Source organism: Bacillus sp. FJAT-27245 (assembly GCF_001273955.1).
Lineage (GTDB): Bacteria > Bacillota > Bacilli > Bacillales > Cytobacillaceae > Bacillus_D.
This window is the reverse complement of the sequence record NZ_LIGI01000001.1, coordinates 1-15,694: the sequence shown is the minus strand read 5'-3', so window position 1 is coordinate 15,694 and position 15,694 is coordinate 1. Positions and strand designations below refer to the sequence as shown.

Here is a 15,694-nt window from a genome sequence, read left to right as displayed (position 1 = left end):
GCTTAAATGCTGGAAGACCAGACGGGCTTTATCCTTCTCTTTTTTGAAGCAGGACGGCCMCCTGGGAAGCAATTCCCTCGCCCCTGCCGGTAAAACCAAGCTTCTCGGTCGTTGTGGCTTTTACATTGACTTGGCTTGGATCGGCTTCAAGCAGCTCGGCAATCCTCTTTTTCATCTCGCCAACATAGGGAGCCATTTTCGGCTTTTGGGCGATAATAGTGCAGTCGGCATTGCCCAGTTCATAACCGCGTTCCTTTACCAGCTTCCAAACTTGTTCAAGCAATTTCGCGGAGTCGGCATCCTTGAACGCATCGTCCGTATCCGGAAAATGCCTTCCGATATCTCCTTCACCGATTGCCCCAAGGCATGCATCCGCCACGGTATGCAAAAGAACATCCGCATCCGAATGGCCCAATAGCCCTTTTTCATAGGGAATCGTTATCCCCCCAATGATGAGCGGCCGGCCTTCCACAAGCTGATGCACATCAAATCCTTGTCCAATCCGAAACATATCTCTATCTCCTTTACGTTAAATACTTGTTGTTGCCGTAACTATTTATTGTCCCGGTAGTTGCGCTGTTTCAATATCGCTTCTGCAAAAACAAGGTCTTCCCTCGTTGTCAACTTTATATTGTTGTAGTCACCGTGAACGACAGCAACGGGATGCGGCAGCCGCTCCACAAGGCTCGCATCGTCCGTCCCGAGGAAATCATCACGCTCGGCCTTTTCATGCGCCTGAAGCAGCACCGAAATGCGAAAAGCTTGTGGGGTTTGGACCGCCCACAAGCTGGAACGTTCAATCGTTTCCGCAACATGATTTTCAATTACCTTTTTCACCGTATCCTTTACCGGGACTGCCAAAACGGCAGCGCCCTCCCGTTCTGCCGCTTCGACCAGGCTGCTGATCAGGCCAGTTGTAATAAATGGACGGGCAGCATCATGGACAAGAACAATTCCTTCACTGCCTGCTTCCTTTAATCCACTGTAAACACTTTGTTGGCGTTCTGCCCCCCCTTGGGCAAACTTGATCGGCTTTTTAATATTATAGCGCTGCAGGAGGCTAGCCATCTCATCCTGCTCTTCCGGATTAACCGCCAGGACCATGCCTTGGCAATTTACATCCCCGTCGAATACCAAAAGTGTATGAACGAGGACCGGAATTCCATCAAGTTCTAGCAAGAGCTTATTGATTCCGGCTCCCATTCGTTTCCCCCGGCCGGCTGCCGGCAGAATCACTTTATATTTCATAAGAAAAAACCCCAGACATTTATAGTAGTCCATTTATGCATTAGGCTGCACGGCTTTATAATGCTTTTTCGAATAGCTTTGGCTTTGCAAAAATCATCCGTCCAGCAGAAGTTTGCAGGACGCTGGTAACCATGACATCAATCCGTTTGCCGATATATTCACGGCCTTCCTCGACGACAATCATCGTACCATCATCGAGATACGCAACACCCTGGTGATGCTCCTTCCCGTCCTTTATGACTTGGACGCTTAGTTCTTCACCCGGCAGAACAACCGGCTTGACCGCGTTGGCAAGGTCATTGATATTAAGGACCGAAACATTTTGGAACTCGCTCACCTTGTTCAGGTTGAAATCATTTGTAACCAAAATCCCGCCTGTTTTTTTCGCGAGTTTCACGAGTTTGCTGTCAACTTCCTGGATATCATCAAAATCGGTTTCACTGATTTCAACATTAATGGCAATTTCCTTTTGGATACGGTTCAGGATATCAAGGCCGCGCCGTCCCCTGTTCCGTTTCAGTACATCCGATGAATCGGCGATATGCTGGAGTTCTTCAAGGACGAAGCGCGGAATCACAATCGTTCCTTCAAGAAAGCCGGTCTGGCAAATATCAGCAATTCTCCCATCAATAATAACGCTCGTATCCAATATTTTAAGAGAGTGGGCAGGGATCTTTTCCTGTTCCTCCTCCGCCGCCTTTTTCTTCTTGCTTGAAAAAAGATTCATCATCTCATCGCGCTTTTTGAAGCCCACCTGGAAACCCAAATACCCAAAAAGAAGGGTAAGAAGAATAGGGGCTACCGTATTGAGGACAGGCACTTCAATTGCATTCAGGGCAAAGCCGATCAGGAATGCGACTATCAGGCCAAATATTAGGCCGAGACTGCCAAAGAGAACATCGGTAACCGGAACTCTGACAAGGGTATCTTCAACCCATTTAACAAAGTCTATTACATACTCAATTGCCCAAAAAGTTAGAAGATAAAATATAAGTGCGCCTATAATGGCTGCCATATAGGAATTATTTAAAAATGTAATTCCTTCAGCCCCGATAATTTTCAATAATGGTGGAATTAAAAAGATCCCAAGCGTCCCCCCGGTAATAAGAAAACACGCCTGAACGATTCGTTTTAACATTCCTTCACCTCCTTTTAATCATTATAAACAAAAACCCGTAAATGAAACCTTAATAAACCCTACAATTTTCCGAATTGGAAGATTTCCCCGCTCGAGCATCCCTGATTTAAGGGCACTCCTTTTAAGGTATGGAGGCAACTTTATTCCCCCAGTGCGGCTATCAGCGCTTCGCTTACAGTGGAAACCCCAATCAGCTCCAGGCCTTTCGGACCTGTCCAGCCGCCGAGGTTATTTGCGGGAAGAATGACACGCTCAAAACCAAGCTTAGCCGCTTCCTGGACCCGCTGCTCGATCCTTGAAACCCGCCTAACCTCGCCAGTGAGCCCAACCTCACCTATTATGCAGTCTGTCGGCCTTGTCGGTTTATCACGGAAGCTGGATGCAATGCTAACTGCAACCGCCAGATCTATGGCCGGTTCATCCAATTTGACGCCGCCAGCCACCTTCAAATAGGCATCCTGGTTTTGGAGGAGCATCCCAACCCGTTTTTCAAGGACAGCCATCAAAAGCGGAACCCTATTATGATCAATTCCTGTTGCCATTCTCCTTGGATTCCCAAAGCTTGTCGGTGAAATGAGCGCCTGTATTTCAACAAGGACCGGCCTTGTCCCTTCCATTGATGCAACAACAGTAGAGCCCGCCGCACCGCGCGAACGTTCCTCGAGAAAAATTTCAGACGGGTTCTCGACTTCCTCCAGGCCGGCTTCCTTCATTTCAAAAATGCCCATTTCATTCGTCGAACCAAAGCGGTTTTTGACAGCACGGAGAATCCTGTACGTATGGTGCCGCTCCCCTTCAAAATAAAGGACGGTATCGACCATATGCTCCAGCAGCCGAGGTCCGGCGATATTGCCTTCCTTTGTGACGTGTCCGACAATAAAGATGGCTATCCCCTTTGTTTTCCCGATTCTCATTAGCTCCGCTGTACATTCCCTAACCTGTGAAACGCTACCGGGTGCCGAAGTAACCTCCGGATGGAAAACGGTCTGAATCGAATCCACTATGACAAATTCAGGATTTGATTGTTCAATTGTCCTGCTGATTTCTTCGAGATTGGTTTCAGAGTACACCAGAAGATTATCTGAAGCAACTCCAAGCCTCTCCGCCCGCAGCTTTGTTTGGCGGAGCGACTCTTCCCCTGAGATATATAGGACTTTATGGCTTTTATTCGCCAGTTGGGAGGATACTTGTAGGAGAAGGGTCGATTTCCCAATCCCCGGATCGCCTCCTATAAGAACAAGCGACCCTTTGACAACCCCACCGCCAAGCACTCTGTTCAGTTCGGCCATTTCGGTATAAATCCTTGGTTCACTGACTGTTTCAACTGCAGTAATCGGCATGGCTTTTGAGGCAACTGCTGAGCCTTCGGAATGGGCAAATGCGCCTCTCCTGCCTGTCGAGGCTGGTTCCACTTCTTCGACCATCTTGTTCCATTCCCCGCAGCCGGGGCACTTTCCCATCCATTTGGGCGATTCATATCCGCAACTTGTGCACATAAATTTCGTTTTACGTTTGGCCATCGCTTGCCTCTCCCGCTTCTAATTCTATATTTTTTACGCAAGGCACTGGACGTTGAAAAAAACAAGGAGGTACCGCCAGATAAATAAGCGTGAACCTCCTTGATCGATGCTATCCTAAACGGCAGAATTATCCTACTGGATCCTTGGCCGCCGTTTTCACAGTGAACTCGCCATTATCTACATCAATTATAACATGCTGGCCGGTCAACAATGTACCTTTAAGCAGTTCTTCCGACAGCCGGTCTTCGATATGCTTCTGGATTGCCCTGCGCAGCGGGCGGGCTCCATATTCAGGATCATACCCTTCCTGGGAAATTTTCTCCTTGGCCGAATCCGTTAGCACGAGTGTAATATCCTGTTCTTTCAGCCGCTTCACGAGCTGGTCGGATAGGAGGGTAACAATTTCCTGAAGATGTTTCCGTTCAAGTGAGTGGAAGACGATGATTTCATCAATCCTGTTAAGGAATTCAGGACGGAACGCTTTTTTGAGCTCTTCCATTACCTTACTCTTCATATCCTTGTAATCCTGTTCCCCATCCTGGATATTAAAGCCTACATATTTGTTTCTCTTCAACGCTTCCGCACCGACATTGGACGTCATTATAAGCACGGTATTCCTGAAGTCGACTGTCCTTCCTTTCGAATCGGTCAGACGCCCATCCTCCAATACTTGGAGCAAAATATTGAAGACATCAGGATGCGCTTTTTCAATTTCGTCCAGGAGAACAACAGAATACGGTTTGCGGCGAACCTTTTCAGTAAGCTGCCCGCCTTCCTCATATCCAACATATCCTGGAGGTGAGCCGACCAGCCTTGATGTTGAGTGCTTCTCCATGTACTCGGACATATCGATCCGAATCATTGCATCTTCATCCCCAAACATTGCTTCCGCGAGAGCTCGGGCAAGCTCGGTCTTACCTACCCCTGTTGGGCCAAGGAAAATGAATGAGCCAATTGGGCGTTTCGGATCTTTCAAACCTGCCCGTGCGCGGCGGACGGCTTTCGAAACGGCTTTAACCGCCTCTTCCTGGCCAATGACCCTCGAGTGGAGAATTTCCTCAAGATTCAAAAGCTTTTGCGTTTCTGTTTGCGCGAGTTTTGAAACCGGAATTCCCGTCCAGCTTGACACTACATCCGCAATATCTTCTACGGTAACTTCACTGTTTTCCTTACCTTGCTGCTCTTTCCAGCTTTTCTTTGTCTCTTCAAGCTGTTCGCGCAGCCGCTGTTCCGAATCTCTAAGGGAAGCCGCTTTTTCAAACTCCTGGCTTTGTACGGCCGCATCCTTTTCCTTTCTTACTTCCTCAAGCTTCAATTCCAGTTCCTTTAGATTAGGAGGCGTTGTGTAGGAACGGAGCCTTACCTTTGAACCAGCTTCATCAATTAAATCAATAGCCTTATCAGGAAGGAACCGGTCTGAAATATACCGATCGGATAGCTTAACCGCTGCTTCAATCGCCTCATCTGTAATTGTCACCCTGTGATGGGCTTCATAGCGGTCACGCAGCCCCTGAAGAATTTGGACGGACTCATCCGCGGTCGGTTCATCGACACGGATTGGCTGAAAGCGTCTTTCAAGCGCTGCATCCTTCTCGATGTATTTCCGGTATTCATCAAGAGTGGTCGCGCCAATGCATTGCAATTCCCCTCTGGCCAACGATGGCTTCAGGATATTTGAAGCGTCAATAGCACCCTCCGCACCGCCTGCGCCAATCAATGTATGCAATTCATCAATAAACAAAATGATATTTCCTGCTTGCCTTATTTCGTCCATAACCTTTTTCAAACGATCCTCAAATTCACCGCGATATTTTGTGCCGGCAACAACCGTTCCCATGTCGAGAGTCATGACACGCTTATCACGGAGGATTTCGGGTACTTCATTATTCACAATTTGTTGTGCGAGTCCTTCTGCGATAGCCGTCTTCCCGACTCCGGGTTCCCCAATTAAAACAGGGTTATTCTTCGTCCTGCGGCTAAGCACTTCAATTACACGCTGAATTTCCTTGCTTCGCCCGATTACCGGGTCAAGGCTTCCATCCCTCGCTACGACCGTCAAATCCCTTGCCAGGCTGTCGAGCGTCGGTGTGTTGGCACTGACGGAAGTACTGCCGGGATGGCCCCCGGATTCATTGCTTCCCAGAAGCTGGAGAACTTGCTGCCGCGCTTTGTTAAGGCTTACTCCTAGATTGTTTAGTACCCTTGCCGCAACACCTTCGCCTTCACGGATAAGCCCTAGCAGGATGTGCTCTGTACCAACGTAGGAATGGCCGAGTTTTCTCGCTTCATCCATAGAAAGCTCAATTACCTTTTTCGCCCTTGGAGTGTAATGAATGGTCTGGGGAACTTCCTGTCCTCTGCCGATGAGCGTTTCAACCTCATTTTGAATCTTTTCCGCTCCCAGACCCAGCCCATAGAGAGCCTTGGCGGCAATTCCATCCCCCTCACGGACGAGGCCGAGCAAAATATGTTCGGTTCCAATATTATTGTGGCCAAGGCGAATTGCCTCTTCCTGGGCCAAAGCAAGTACTTTCTGAGCTCTTTCTGTAAATCGCCCAAACATCATTGTCGTTTCCTCCTCATCTATTATCCTTTTCCAGTTTTAGTCGCTCCCTGATAAGTCCGGCACGCCGGATGTCCCTTTCTTCCGGCCTCAATGGCCCACCCGCATATTGCTGGAGGAACCCTTGCTGCGTCAAAATCATGAGTTCGTTCAATATTGACCTGGATATATTTTTTATATACCCCATATCAATCCCTAGCCTAACATCGGATAAACATCGGGCCGCCTCTTTTGTTTCAATAATCCTGCAATTTGACAGAATTCCGAAAGACCTGAATACCCTATCTTCCAATTGTATGCGGGAAGTCTTTTCCAAAGCTTCACGAGCCGACCTTTCTTGCTCAATTAATTGACTGACAACACTGTTCAAATCCTCCACAATATCTTCTTCGGATTTTCCCAGGGTAATTTGGTTGGATATTTGAAAAATATTGCCGAGCGCTTCGCTGCCTTCCCCATAAATCCCCCTTACTACAAGCCCAAGTTGATTTATTGCAGGGATAATGGCATTTATTTTCTGTGTCAAAATAAGGCCGGGGAGATGCATCATCACCGAAGCCCTAAGTCCGGTTCCAACATTCGTAGGGCAGCTAGTCAAATAACCCAGGTTTTCATTGAAAGCATATTTTATATTCCCTTCCAGCCAATCATCAATTACATTTGCCGCCTCAAGCGCTTTTGTCAGCTGAAGACCGGGGAATAGGCATTGTATCCTGATATGATCCTCTTCATTCACCATTACGCTTATCTCTTCGTTTTCTGAAAGAAGGCATGCCCCGAAAGGAGAATCCTCGGAAAGGTGTGGGCTGATTAAATGCTTTTCGACTAACACCCTCTTTTGCAATGGCTGAAGCTCATGCATCGTAAGAAGTTCAAGATTGCCAAAAGCTGTGAACCCCGGACCTTCGACCATTTCCTTTAGCTTTGAAATAATTTCCTGGCCTTCTTCATTTGTTATAAGCGCTGGGAATTTATATTCTTCAAGATTTCGCGCAAGCCTGATTCTTGAACTGAGGACAATATCGGCTTCCGGTCCTTCATTGTTCATCCAGGAACTGACGGCATTGTTTAGAAAATTCTCCAAAGACACTTTACTTCCCCCCTCCGGCTGTTCCTCCCATCATGTTTTCAAGCATCCGGATTTCATCGCGGATTTCAGCAGCCTTTTCAAATTCCTCTCTCGAAATAAGCTCCTTTAGCATCCGTTTGGACTCGTCAAGCTTTTTCCTAATATGAAGTGTTCCGCCAACCCGTTTCGGTATTTTGCCGTTGTGGGTCCAGTTTCCTCCGTGGAGCCTCCTTAATATTGGCTGCAGCTGGCTGGAAAACGTTCTGTAACAATGTGCGCAGCCAAACCTGCCAACCTTGACGAACTGAGGAAACGTCATTCTGCAATTAGGGCATTGCAGGACTTCTTCCTGCTTATATGCATCCTTCCCTGATTGCTGGTGGCCTTTGTCAAAATTAAGAAGGCCGGCAAGTAAATTGTTAATAGTAAAACCCGCTCCTCCATTCATCATAAACAAATCGCCCTTTTCCCGTGCGCAATGTTCACAAAGATGAATTTCAGTTTTCTTGCCATTCAGGATTTTTGTGAAGTGCATGGTCGCCGGCCTTTTATTGCACTCTTCGCAAATCATTTTCTCACCTTCTTTAAAACGTTTATGAAGGGAACCTTCTTTTCCCTATTTATATTTCAGTGTCGTCAGCATTGCCTTAAGCATCCGCGCCCGCAATTCATCCCTATAGGGAAGATCGATAAACAAAATGGATCTGTCAATAACACTCAGCATAATTTTTGCCTCGCGTTCAGAAATCACTTGTTCATCTATCAAACGGAGAATAATGCCTTCTGCTTTACTTTGGCTAACTTGGTCCTGAATAAGGGAAAGCACATGGTCGAGCAAGTGGGCATGGTCATTCGACTGAACTTTCATTATTCGAATGTAGCCCCCTCCCCCCCGTTTGCTTTCCACTAAATATCCTCTCTCAATGGTAAATCTCGTATTGATTACGTAATTAATTTGGGAAGGGACGCATTGAAATTTATCTGCTATCTCACTCCTCCTTATTTCAACAAGATCTTCTTCACTTAACTCCAGGACCTGTTTCAAGTAGTTTTCAATGATATCAGAGATATTTCTCAACTTGTCACCCCCACTGACTTTGACTATATTTGACTTTAATTATACATGATGGGGTTATGTACGTGCAATTTTTTTAATCATTGATATTTTCTCCAATTAAGGTTCGTACGAAACCTTTAAGGGGGATGTTTTTGGGTGATTTTTTCCTCTACCCCGGATTTGAAAAACTAAACAGGGATGTCTTTCCATTAGGATTTGCCACTTTTAATATATTTCGCTCGTACTGTCGGGAGTGTGGGTCATTTTGGTGGGTTTTAACTTAGATGAGTTATTCAGAAGAAAATGCTGAAGGTTATTAAATGAAGAGAGTTTGTGTAGCATGGGGCATAAATTAAGGTTCATACACAAACAAAATGCGCAAGCGCCTTTGTGACAGGCAAAGAGCGCCTGTCCCTGCAAGGATTATTCTTAGGAGCTTTCCTTAGTGGTCAGCCCCGACCAGCAAAGATAAGGTCCCGCAGGACACTGAAAGGCATCCCTGGATACGCCCACGCACGAAGGAAATACGAGCATTTCCGAGGATGGGCCTGCCCTCCGGAGGGAACCACGAAATGCATAAGCGGCTTGCCCAGGGGCGACAGGCGTAAGACGAGACGGCAGAAGGCGGACTATGCCTTCAGACGGATTGGCTTATGACCCCGAGCCCCTAGCCGCTGAAGCTGGACATGGCTTAGACCATAGAGGGGCTAGGCGCTCCTCGGAAAAGAAGAACACTTTTCCTTCGTGCGATGATATGCTGCCGCAGCTTTCCTTGTGGAGCTGGATTACAATAACTTAATTCGAGTTATCCACAAGGTTCGGTTGTATAATTTCCTATACACCAAAAAAGGCAACCCATTCAAAGGTTGCCTTCCATTTTGTTTGCCCGGCAGCGTCCTACTCTCACAGGGGCAAGGCCCCAACTACCATCGGCGCTGAGAAGCTTAACTTCCGTGNCCCGCCGCCGATATGGACGACACAGCGGTGCACAGGAGGAATTTCCATTTCCTTTAACATGTGGTAATGCATTCCTAGTGTTTGGATGGACGTTTTTAAAATATCCTTCTTATTTGTATTCAGGACAACAAAATGATCCGGATGAAAATCAACGCGCGAAGGATGCTCTTTTAAAAAGGATGCGATATTTTTAAACCCTTCCTCGAGAGGGGTTATGTAATCCCAGCCGGATAATTCCTCATGGTTCGCAAGCGGGATGAGCCGTGAACTGAACCGGAAAAATCGGATGTCATTCGCGAGGTTATGCCGGAGCAGCCGGAGGCAATTCGCAAGGTTGGAAAGGGCAATCCGTTCCAGTTTCCGAATCGCCGCTTCCCTGTCCTTCAGCCTCTTGAATTGGGCGAACGTCATTGTTTGTGACGGGGAGCAATGCTCTACAATTGTGCTCATTGCCACGTATCCGAGCCTGACTACGGTCATTTGGCATCCCTCCAATTAAAGCTTTATTTTTAGGATGCCTTTTGGCCCCGAAAAACATATGCTTGGCTGCTTGGAAATAAAAAGCACAGGCCCCAATCGGGGACCTGCGCTAAAGAGGTTATTATTTATTGTAGCTGCGTGGCTTTCCGCCGGTGCGCTTTTCGTATGGGCGTTTTTCACCGTAACGGCCGGAGCCTTTGCGGCGGTCATAACCACCTTTGGAATCTCCGCGGCCTCCTCTGTTGAAAGGCTTACGATCGCGGTCCCTTCTTTGTGGAAGAGGAGCCTCTTCTGTGAGCTTGACCGGAGTTGTATCAGGCTCCTTCGTCAGCATCTTCAGAACAGCTGCGACCACAGTCGAAGCGTCATTGTTTTCAAGAAGCTCCGCGGCAGCTGCTTTGTAGTATTGGAGATTATTGGACTCAATTGTTTGTTCAATCCGTTCAACAACCGCTTTTTGCTGTCCTTCAAGCGCTTCATCAAGGGTTGGCGGCAGCATCCGTTCCATCTTGCGCTTCGTTGTCCTTTCAACTACTGCAAGATAGGACTTTTCGCGCGGAGTGATGAATGTTAAGGCAACGCCTGTTTTTCCGGCACGGCCTGTTCGTCCGATTCTGTGGACATACGATTCCGGATCCTGCGGGATATCAAAGTTGTAAACGTGGGTTACGCCTGAAATATCCAGTCCGCGCGCGGCAACATCTGTCGCAACAAGGACATCGATGGAACCTTCCTTGAATTTCCTTAACACAGAAATTCGTTTTGCCTGGGTCAAATCCCCGTGGATTCCCTCAGCCGTATAGCCCCTGAGTGTCAGCGCCTCGGCCAGTTCGTCAACGCGGCGCTTCGTACGCCCGAATACAATAGCCAGTTCCGGGGATTGAATATCAAGAAGCCTTGTCAGTACATCAAACTTATTTTTTTCCTGAACTTCAAGATAGTACTGTTCAATTGATGGAACAGTCATTTCCTTCGCTTTTACACGGACAATTTGCGGGTTCTTCATGAACTTTTCGGCCATCCTCTGGATAGGTGCCGGCATAGTGGCAGAGAAAAGCAGCGTTTGGCGTTCAGCTGGAATCGCAGCGAGGATCGCTTCAATATCTTCAATGAAGCCCATGTTCAGCATTTCATCCGCTTCGTCAAGGATAGCTGTATGAACCTGGTCAAGGCGCATAGTCTTTCTGTTGATATGGTCAATGACACGCCCTGGAGTACCGACGATGATATGAGGGCCTTTTTTCAATGAACGGATTTGGCGGCTGATATCCTGCCCCCCATAAATAGGAAGTACTTGAATCCGTTTACCGGCGCCAATTTTATAAAGTTCCTCGGACACCTGGATGGCAAGCTCACGGGTTGGGGCAATGATGATACCCTGGATGGCATGGTTAGAAGGGTTGATTTTTTCAACTAGAGGAATCCCGAAGGCAGCGGTTTTCCCAGTTCCCGTTTGGGCCTGCCCGATAAGGTCTTTATTTTCCATGCTTAATGGAATGGTTTCCGCCTGGATGGGCGTAGCTTCTTCAAAGCCCATTTTAAGGACAGCTTTTAACGTTTGTTGGCTAATGCCTAAATCTTCAAACTTGGTCAATGTTTTCATTCTCCTTCATGTGTTGCTGTTAAATATAGTATGCGTGCAGAAAAACGTCCCGAATCCACATAAGAGCAAGTTCCGTTTTCATTTCTCTATTTTAGCAAAAAAAAGACATTCTCCCAAAGGAGTATGCCCTGTAATGACTACCTTTTAGACACGTTGGTGCCTATCATACCATTTCCGGCCTGATAATGCAATGAAGCAAACCTACGCTAACATGACTCCGGCAGGACAGGTATCCCCTCAAGAAAGTCGTCTACCTGGGAAAAAAGGGCACCTTTTTCCCGGCAATGGCAAATATGGTGGGCTGATTCTTTTATATACGCCAGCTTTTTATGCTCTGCGGGTATCGATTGATACAAAAATTCAGCGCTCTTGGGAGGAACGAGTCCATCGCTCTCTCCCTGGGCAATAAAAGTCGGCGCTTCAATCAACGATAATTGGGGCCTGATAAAAGCAACCAACTTTCTGAATTGGAGCGCTGCGGACAGTGGCGTTTCCGTTATTTTTCGTTTATAGCGTGAAAATAATTCATTTTCCTCCAAGGTTCCGTTAATCAAGTCCCTGGCCATTTCCCTCAATTCTGCAGCCATCTGCTTTGGGTTAAGGTAATAAGCGGCGGCGCTCAGGAGGATGAGCCTATCCACTTTGTAATTTGCGGCCAGGTATCCGGCAATCAGTCCGCCCATCGAAAAACCGATCACATAGATTGTATCGCACTGCTCGGCCAGCTCCATGTATTCCCTTTCAGCATAAGCGATCCATTCCTTGAATTTCACCCCTCTTAGCGAAAGGGTTTCCCCGTGCCCCGGCAAGGTTGGAATCCGAAAGACCCAATCGGGGTGCCTGCTTTTAAGATAGTCGGCAAGCGGTTCGACTTCATATGGTGCACCTGTAAAACCATGGATGCATAAACAGCCTATCATGCTTGATCACCCCGGAAGCTTAAAGTTGAACAATAGTACTTTAATGGCTTTCCTCCTTCTGCAGGAAGGCGACCACTTCTTCCAACTTCATTCCCCTAGAAGCTTTAACCAAAACCAATGTATCGGAATTTGTGTGTTTCTTTAGTTCCTTGCTTAGCTTTTCCTTTTCTTCAAATGCATAAACCCTTTCACGCCCCAATACCTTCCTCGCTCCTTCGGCGATCAGGGAACCAAGCTTCCCGTAGGTAAAGACAAGGTTAATCTTCCCAGGGTCAAGCATTTCACCAATCTTATGGTGGTATTCCTTTTCAAGCGGGCCTAATTCAAGCATATCGCCAAGCACGAGAATTTTTTTCGTATATCCTCCCAGATTGGCGACAAGCTCAATAGCCGCACTCATGGAGGTCGGGCTTGCATTATAGGCATCGTTGATAATTTTTTCGCCATTTAACCCTTCCGACAGCTCCATCCTCATCTGCGTCAGCCTGACCGATTTAAGCCCTTCCGCCATTTCCTCGAATGACAACGAGAAGTGGCGGGCAACCAGCATGGCGGCCATCGCATTCATAATATTATGCGTTCCGAGAACGGGCAGGTAAAAACGCTCATCCGAAAGATTCACCCGGAACTCGTTTCCATGAGTGGATTGGGTAATTTCAACCGGGTACATATCATTCGATTCACCGCGACCGAATGTTTGTAAATGGATCCCAGCGCCAATCCCGGAAACCCTCTCCATTAAAAGCGGCTCGTCCCCATTCAGGACGGCGATTCCGCCTTCCTGCAAACCTTCAAGAATTTCAAGCTTGGCTTCGGCAATTCCTTCCCTAGATCCAAGATCAAGTAAATGGGATTCGCCAATGTTCGTAATAATGACAGCCTCCGGACGTGCCAGCCTCGTCAAAAAGGAAATTTCCCCGCGGCTGCTCATCCCCATTTCAAGGACAGCCATTTCCGTATCCTCATCCAAATTTAAAACGGTGAGCGGAAGGCCGAGATGGTTGTTATAGTTTCCTTCTGTCTTCTGGACTTTGTATTTTGTCGAAAGGAGGCTTGCCGCCATATCCTTTGTCGTTGTTTTTCCGTTGCTGCCAGTAACCCCGACGACTTTAACGCCAATTTGGCTGCGGTAGCTCCTAGCAAGTTCCTGAAGCGCTTCAAGGCAATCGTCCACAATCAGGAGCGGAATGCCTTCGGGTGGATTCGGGGCATCCTTCTGCCAAAGGGCGGCAACTGCGCCATTTTCAATCGCGCTTTCCACAAACTTGTGGCCGTCAACCTTTTCACCCTTAAAGGGAATGAATAAATTGCCCTTCTTTATTTTCCGGGTATCGATACTAACTCCTGTTATCCTGGTTTCTCCAAATGGTGAAACATCATTGAGTACGGGAATCATGTCTATGATTTCGTTAATCGTTTTCCGAATCAATCGGATTACCTCCTAAAAAACAAAATGCGCAAGCGCCTTGGTCAGCCCCGACAAGCAAAGATAAGGTCCCGCAGGATGGGCCTGCCCTCCGGAGGGAACCGGCTTAGACCATAGAGGGGCTAGGCGCTCCTCGGAAAAGAAGAACACTTTTCCTTCGTGCGATGTTATGCTGCCGTAGCTTTCCTTGTGGAGCTGGATTACAATAACTTAATTCGAGTTATCCACAAGGTTCATTTCTATAATTTCCTAGACAAAAACAAAATGCGCAAGCGCCTTCGCGAGGGAAACTGGCTAGGCGCTCCTCGAAAATCCTCAATTATGCCAAGGCATAATTTCTTGACGAATAAGGACCGGGCGATGCAATTTGGCCCAACGATTGGGTAGCCTTAAAAAGGACACCGCTACTGCCGTGTCCCCGCCCGTCTTTTCCTTAAAATGTATATTTAATGCTTTGTTTTTCCGCATGCCTTTCGAGCGCCAGGCTAACCAGCCTCTCAATAAGTTCTGGATATTCCACCCCGGTATGCTTCCAAAGGAGGGGAAACATACTGAACGGCGTGAAACCAGGCATCGTATTTACTTCATTGATTAAAACAGTGCCATTTTCGGTTAAGAAGAAATCCGCTCTAATTAGTCCCGAGCAATCAAGCGACTTGAAGGCCCGGATTGCCATGTCCCTGATACGCTCGTATGTTTCTCCATCAACATCTGCCGGGATGATCAGAGCTGTGTCCCCATCCTCATACTTCGCCTTGTAATCATAGAAATCCGTTTTCGGGACGATTTCACCTGCAACCGATACTTCCGGATGGTCATTGCCAAGAACGCCAACTTCAATTTCCCTGGCGGTTACCCCGACTTCAACGATTACTTTTCTGTCAAAAAGGAACGCTTCCGAAAACGCCTTCTCCAGTTCCCCGCGGTTCCGGCATTTGCTGATCCCGACACTGGAACCAAGATTTGCCGGCTTCACGAAACATGGATAGCCAAGCTTGTTCTCAATCTTTTCATAAGCCCCTGCCTTATCCGCCTCCCATTCACTTCGGATAAAGAAGGTGTAATCGACTTGAGCAAGGCCTGCTTCAGCAAAAATGTTTTTCATGATTACTTTATCCATGCCCGCAGCCGAGGCGAGCACACCATTCCCTACATAAGGAAGGTTCAATAATTCCAACAGCCCCTGAACAGTACCGTCTTCTCCATTCGGCCCGTGCAAAAGCGGGAAGATTACATCAAGTCCGCCATCATTGTCGTTTCCCGCAAAAATGGCGGGAGCAAGCTTTCCTTCTGCCGCTTCCGGGGAAAATTCAAGCTCTCTTACAGAGCTGATCGGCCCTTGAAGCTGCGGGCCTTTCACCCACTTTCCTTCTTCCGTGATATAGATTGGAAAAATATCGAACTTTTCAACATCAAGCGCTTTGATTACAGCCATTGCGGTTTGCAATGAGACTTTATGTTCCGCGGATTTCCCGCCATATAACAATCCTAATTTTGTTTTCATACCGAACCTCCGTAAATTAATGCCATGGGCAAACCCAACTATATAATTTTCGCTATATAGGTTGAATCAAAAATTGTATAGGCTAGTATAACCTTGCTGTTGATTTCCACTCCGGGCACACGCTTTCCGCGGGGCGAAGCAGCTACCTGTATCAACTTCTCGAGAAACATCTGTGAATTGGCTCCGTGCAGCTTTGCGACGAGCTGAAG

General features: G+C 47.4%; 12 protein-coding genes and 1 pseudogene. All 13 read right to left on the bottom strand.

What is annotated here, in order from left to right:
• Positions 1–28 precede the first annotated feature (28 nt).
• On the bottom strand, positions 29–511 hold the full coding sequence (ispF, locus tag ADU24_RS00065; RefSeq protein WP_053364747.1) for a 2-C-methyl-D-erythritol 2,4-cyclodiphosphate synthase: 483 nt from the start codon (positions 509–511) through the stop codon (positions 29–31).
• A gap of 41 nt (positions 512–552) precedes the next feature.
• On the bottom strand, positions 553–1,248 hold the full coding sequence (ispD, locus tag ADU24_RS00060) for a 2-C-methyl-D-erythritol 4-phosphate cytidylyltransferase (protein ID WP_053364746.1): 696 nt from the start codon (positions 1,246–1,248) through the stop codon (positions 553–555).
• Between the two features lie 55 nt (positions 1,249–1,303).
• Positions 1,304–2,386 (bottom strand): PIN/TRAM domain-containing protein, encoded by a 1,083-nt coding sequence (locus ADU24_RS00055; RefSeq protein WP_053364745.1) that lies wholly within the window; start codon positions 2,384–2,386, stop codon positions 1,304–1,306.
• Between the two features lie 140 nt (positions 2,387–2,526).
• Positions 2,527–3,906 (bottom strand): DNA repair protein RadA, encoded by a 1,380-nt coding sequence (radA, locus tag ADU24_RS00050; RefSeq protein ID WP_053364744.1) that lies wholly within the window; start codon positions 3,904–3,906, stop codon positions 2,527–2,529.
• 127 nt (positions 3,907–4,033) lie between these two features.
• Positions 4,034–6,472, bottom strand: coding sequence for an ATP-dependent protease ATP-binding subunit ClpC (clpC, locus tag ADU24_RS00045; protein ID WP_053364743.1), 2,439 nt, complete (start codon positions 6,470–6,472; stop codon positions 4,034–4,036).
• A 13-nt stretch (positions 6,473–6,485) separates the two neighbouring features.
• On the bottom strand, positions 6,486–7,559 hold the full coding sequence (locus tag ADU24_RS00040; RefSeq protein ID WP_053364742.1) for a protein arginine kinase: 1,074 nt from the start codon (positions 7,557–7,559) through the stop codon (positions 6,486–6,488).
• Position 7,560: 1 nt separating this feature from the next.
• Positions 7,561–8,109, bottom strand: a complete 549-nt coding sequence (locus tag ADU24_RS00035) for a UvrB/UvrC motif-containing protein (protein WP_053364741.1) — start codon at positions 8,107–8,109, stop codon at positions 7,561–7,563.
• 45 nt (positions 8,110–8,154) lie between these two features.
• A complete protein-coding gene (locus tag ADU24_RS00030; RefSeq protein WP_053364740.1) occupies positions 8,155–8,616 on the bottom strand; it encodes a CtsR family transcriptional regulator in 462 nt (153 codons plus the stop codon).
• A 936-nt stretch (positions 8,617–9,552) separates the two neighbouring features.
• Positions 9,553–10,032, bottom strand: a pseudogene (locus tag ADU24_RS00025) (UV DNA damage repair endonuclease UvsE); the annotation flags it as partial.
• 121 nt (positions 10,033–10,153) lie between these two features.
• Positions 10,154–11,635, bottom strand: coding sequence for a DEAD/DEAH box helicase (locus tag ADU24_RS00020; RefSeq protein ID WP_197277454.1), 1,482 nt, complete (start codon positions 11,633–11,635; stop codon positions 10,154–10,156).
• Positions 11,636–11,841: 206 nt separating this feature from the next.
• Positions 11,842–12,555, bottom strand: coding sequence for an alpha/beta hydrolase (locus ADU24_RS00015; protein WP_053364737.1), 714 nt, complete (start codon positions 12,553–12,555; stop codon positions 11,842–11,844).
• A 40-nt stretch (positions 12,556–12,595) separates the two neighbouring features.
• A complete protein-coding gene (locus ADU24_RS00010; RefSeq protein ID WP_053364736.1) occupies positions 12,596–13,984 on the bottom strand; it encodes a UDP-N-acetylmuramoyl-tripeptide--D-alanyl-D-alanine ligase in 1,389 nt (462 codons plus the stop codon).
• A gap of 430 nt (positions 13,985–14,414) precedes the next feature.
• Positions 14,415–15,485 carry a D-alanine--D-alanine ligase gene (locus ADU24_RS00005; protein ID WP_053364735.1) on the bottom strand — a complete coding sequence of 357 codons (1,071 nt, stop codon included), beginning with the start codon at positions 15,483–15,485 and terminating at the stop codon, positions 14,415–14,417.
• Positions 15,486–15,694: the final 209 nt, after the last annotated feature.

Excerpts from the sequence above, each read along its gene's own strand:
- radA (WP_053364744.1), bottom strand. The coding sequence starts at position 3,906 with ATGGCCAAACGTAAAACGAAATTTATGTGCACAAGTTGCGGATATGAA.
- clpC (WP_053364743.1), bottom strand. The coding sequence starts at position 6,472 with ATGATGTTTGGGCGATTTACAGAAAGAGCTCAGAAAGTACTTGCTTTG.
- ADU24_RS00055 (WP_053364745.1), bottom strand. The coding sequence starts at position 2,386 with ATGTTAAAACGAATCGTTCAGGCGTGTTTTCTTATTACCGGGGGGACG.
- ADU24_RS00005 (WP_053364735.1), bottom strand. The coding sequence starts at position 15,485 with ATGAAAACAAAATTAGGATTGTTATATGGCGGGAAATCCGCGGAACAT.
- ADU24_RS00035 (WP_053364741.1), bottom strand. The coding sequence starts at position 8,109 with ATGATTTGCGAAGAGTGCAATAAAAGGCCGGCGACCATGCACTTCACA.
- ADU24_RS00020 (WP_197277454.1), bottom strand. The coding sequence starts at position 11,635 with ATGAAAACATTGACCAAGTTTGAAGATTTAGGCATTAGCCAACAAACG.
- ispD (WP_053364746.1), bottom strand. The coding sequence starts at position 1,248 with ATGAAATATAAAGTGATTCTGCCGGCAGCCGGCCGGGGGAAACGAATG.
- ADU24_RS00015 (WP_053364737.1), bottom strand. The coding sequence starts at position 12,555 with ATGATAGGCTGTTTATGCATCCATGGTTTTACAGGTGCACCATATGAA.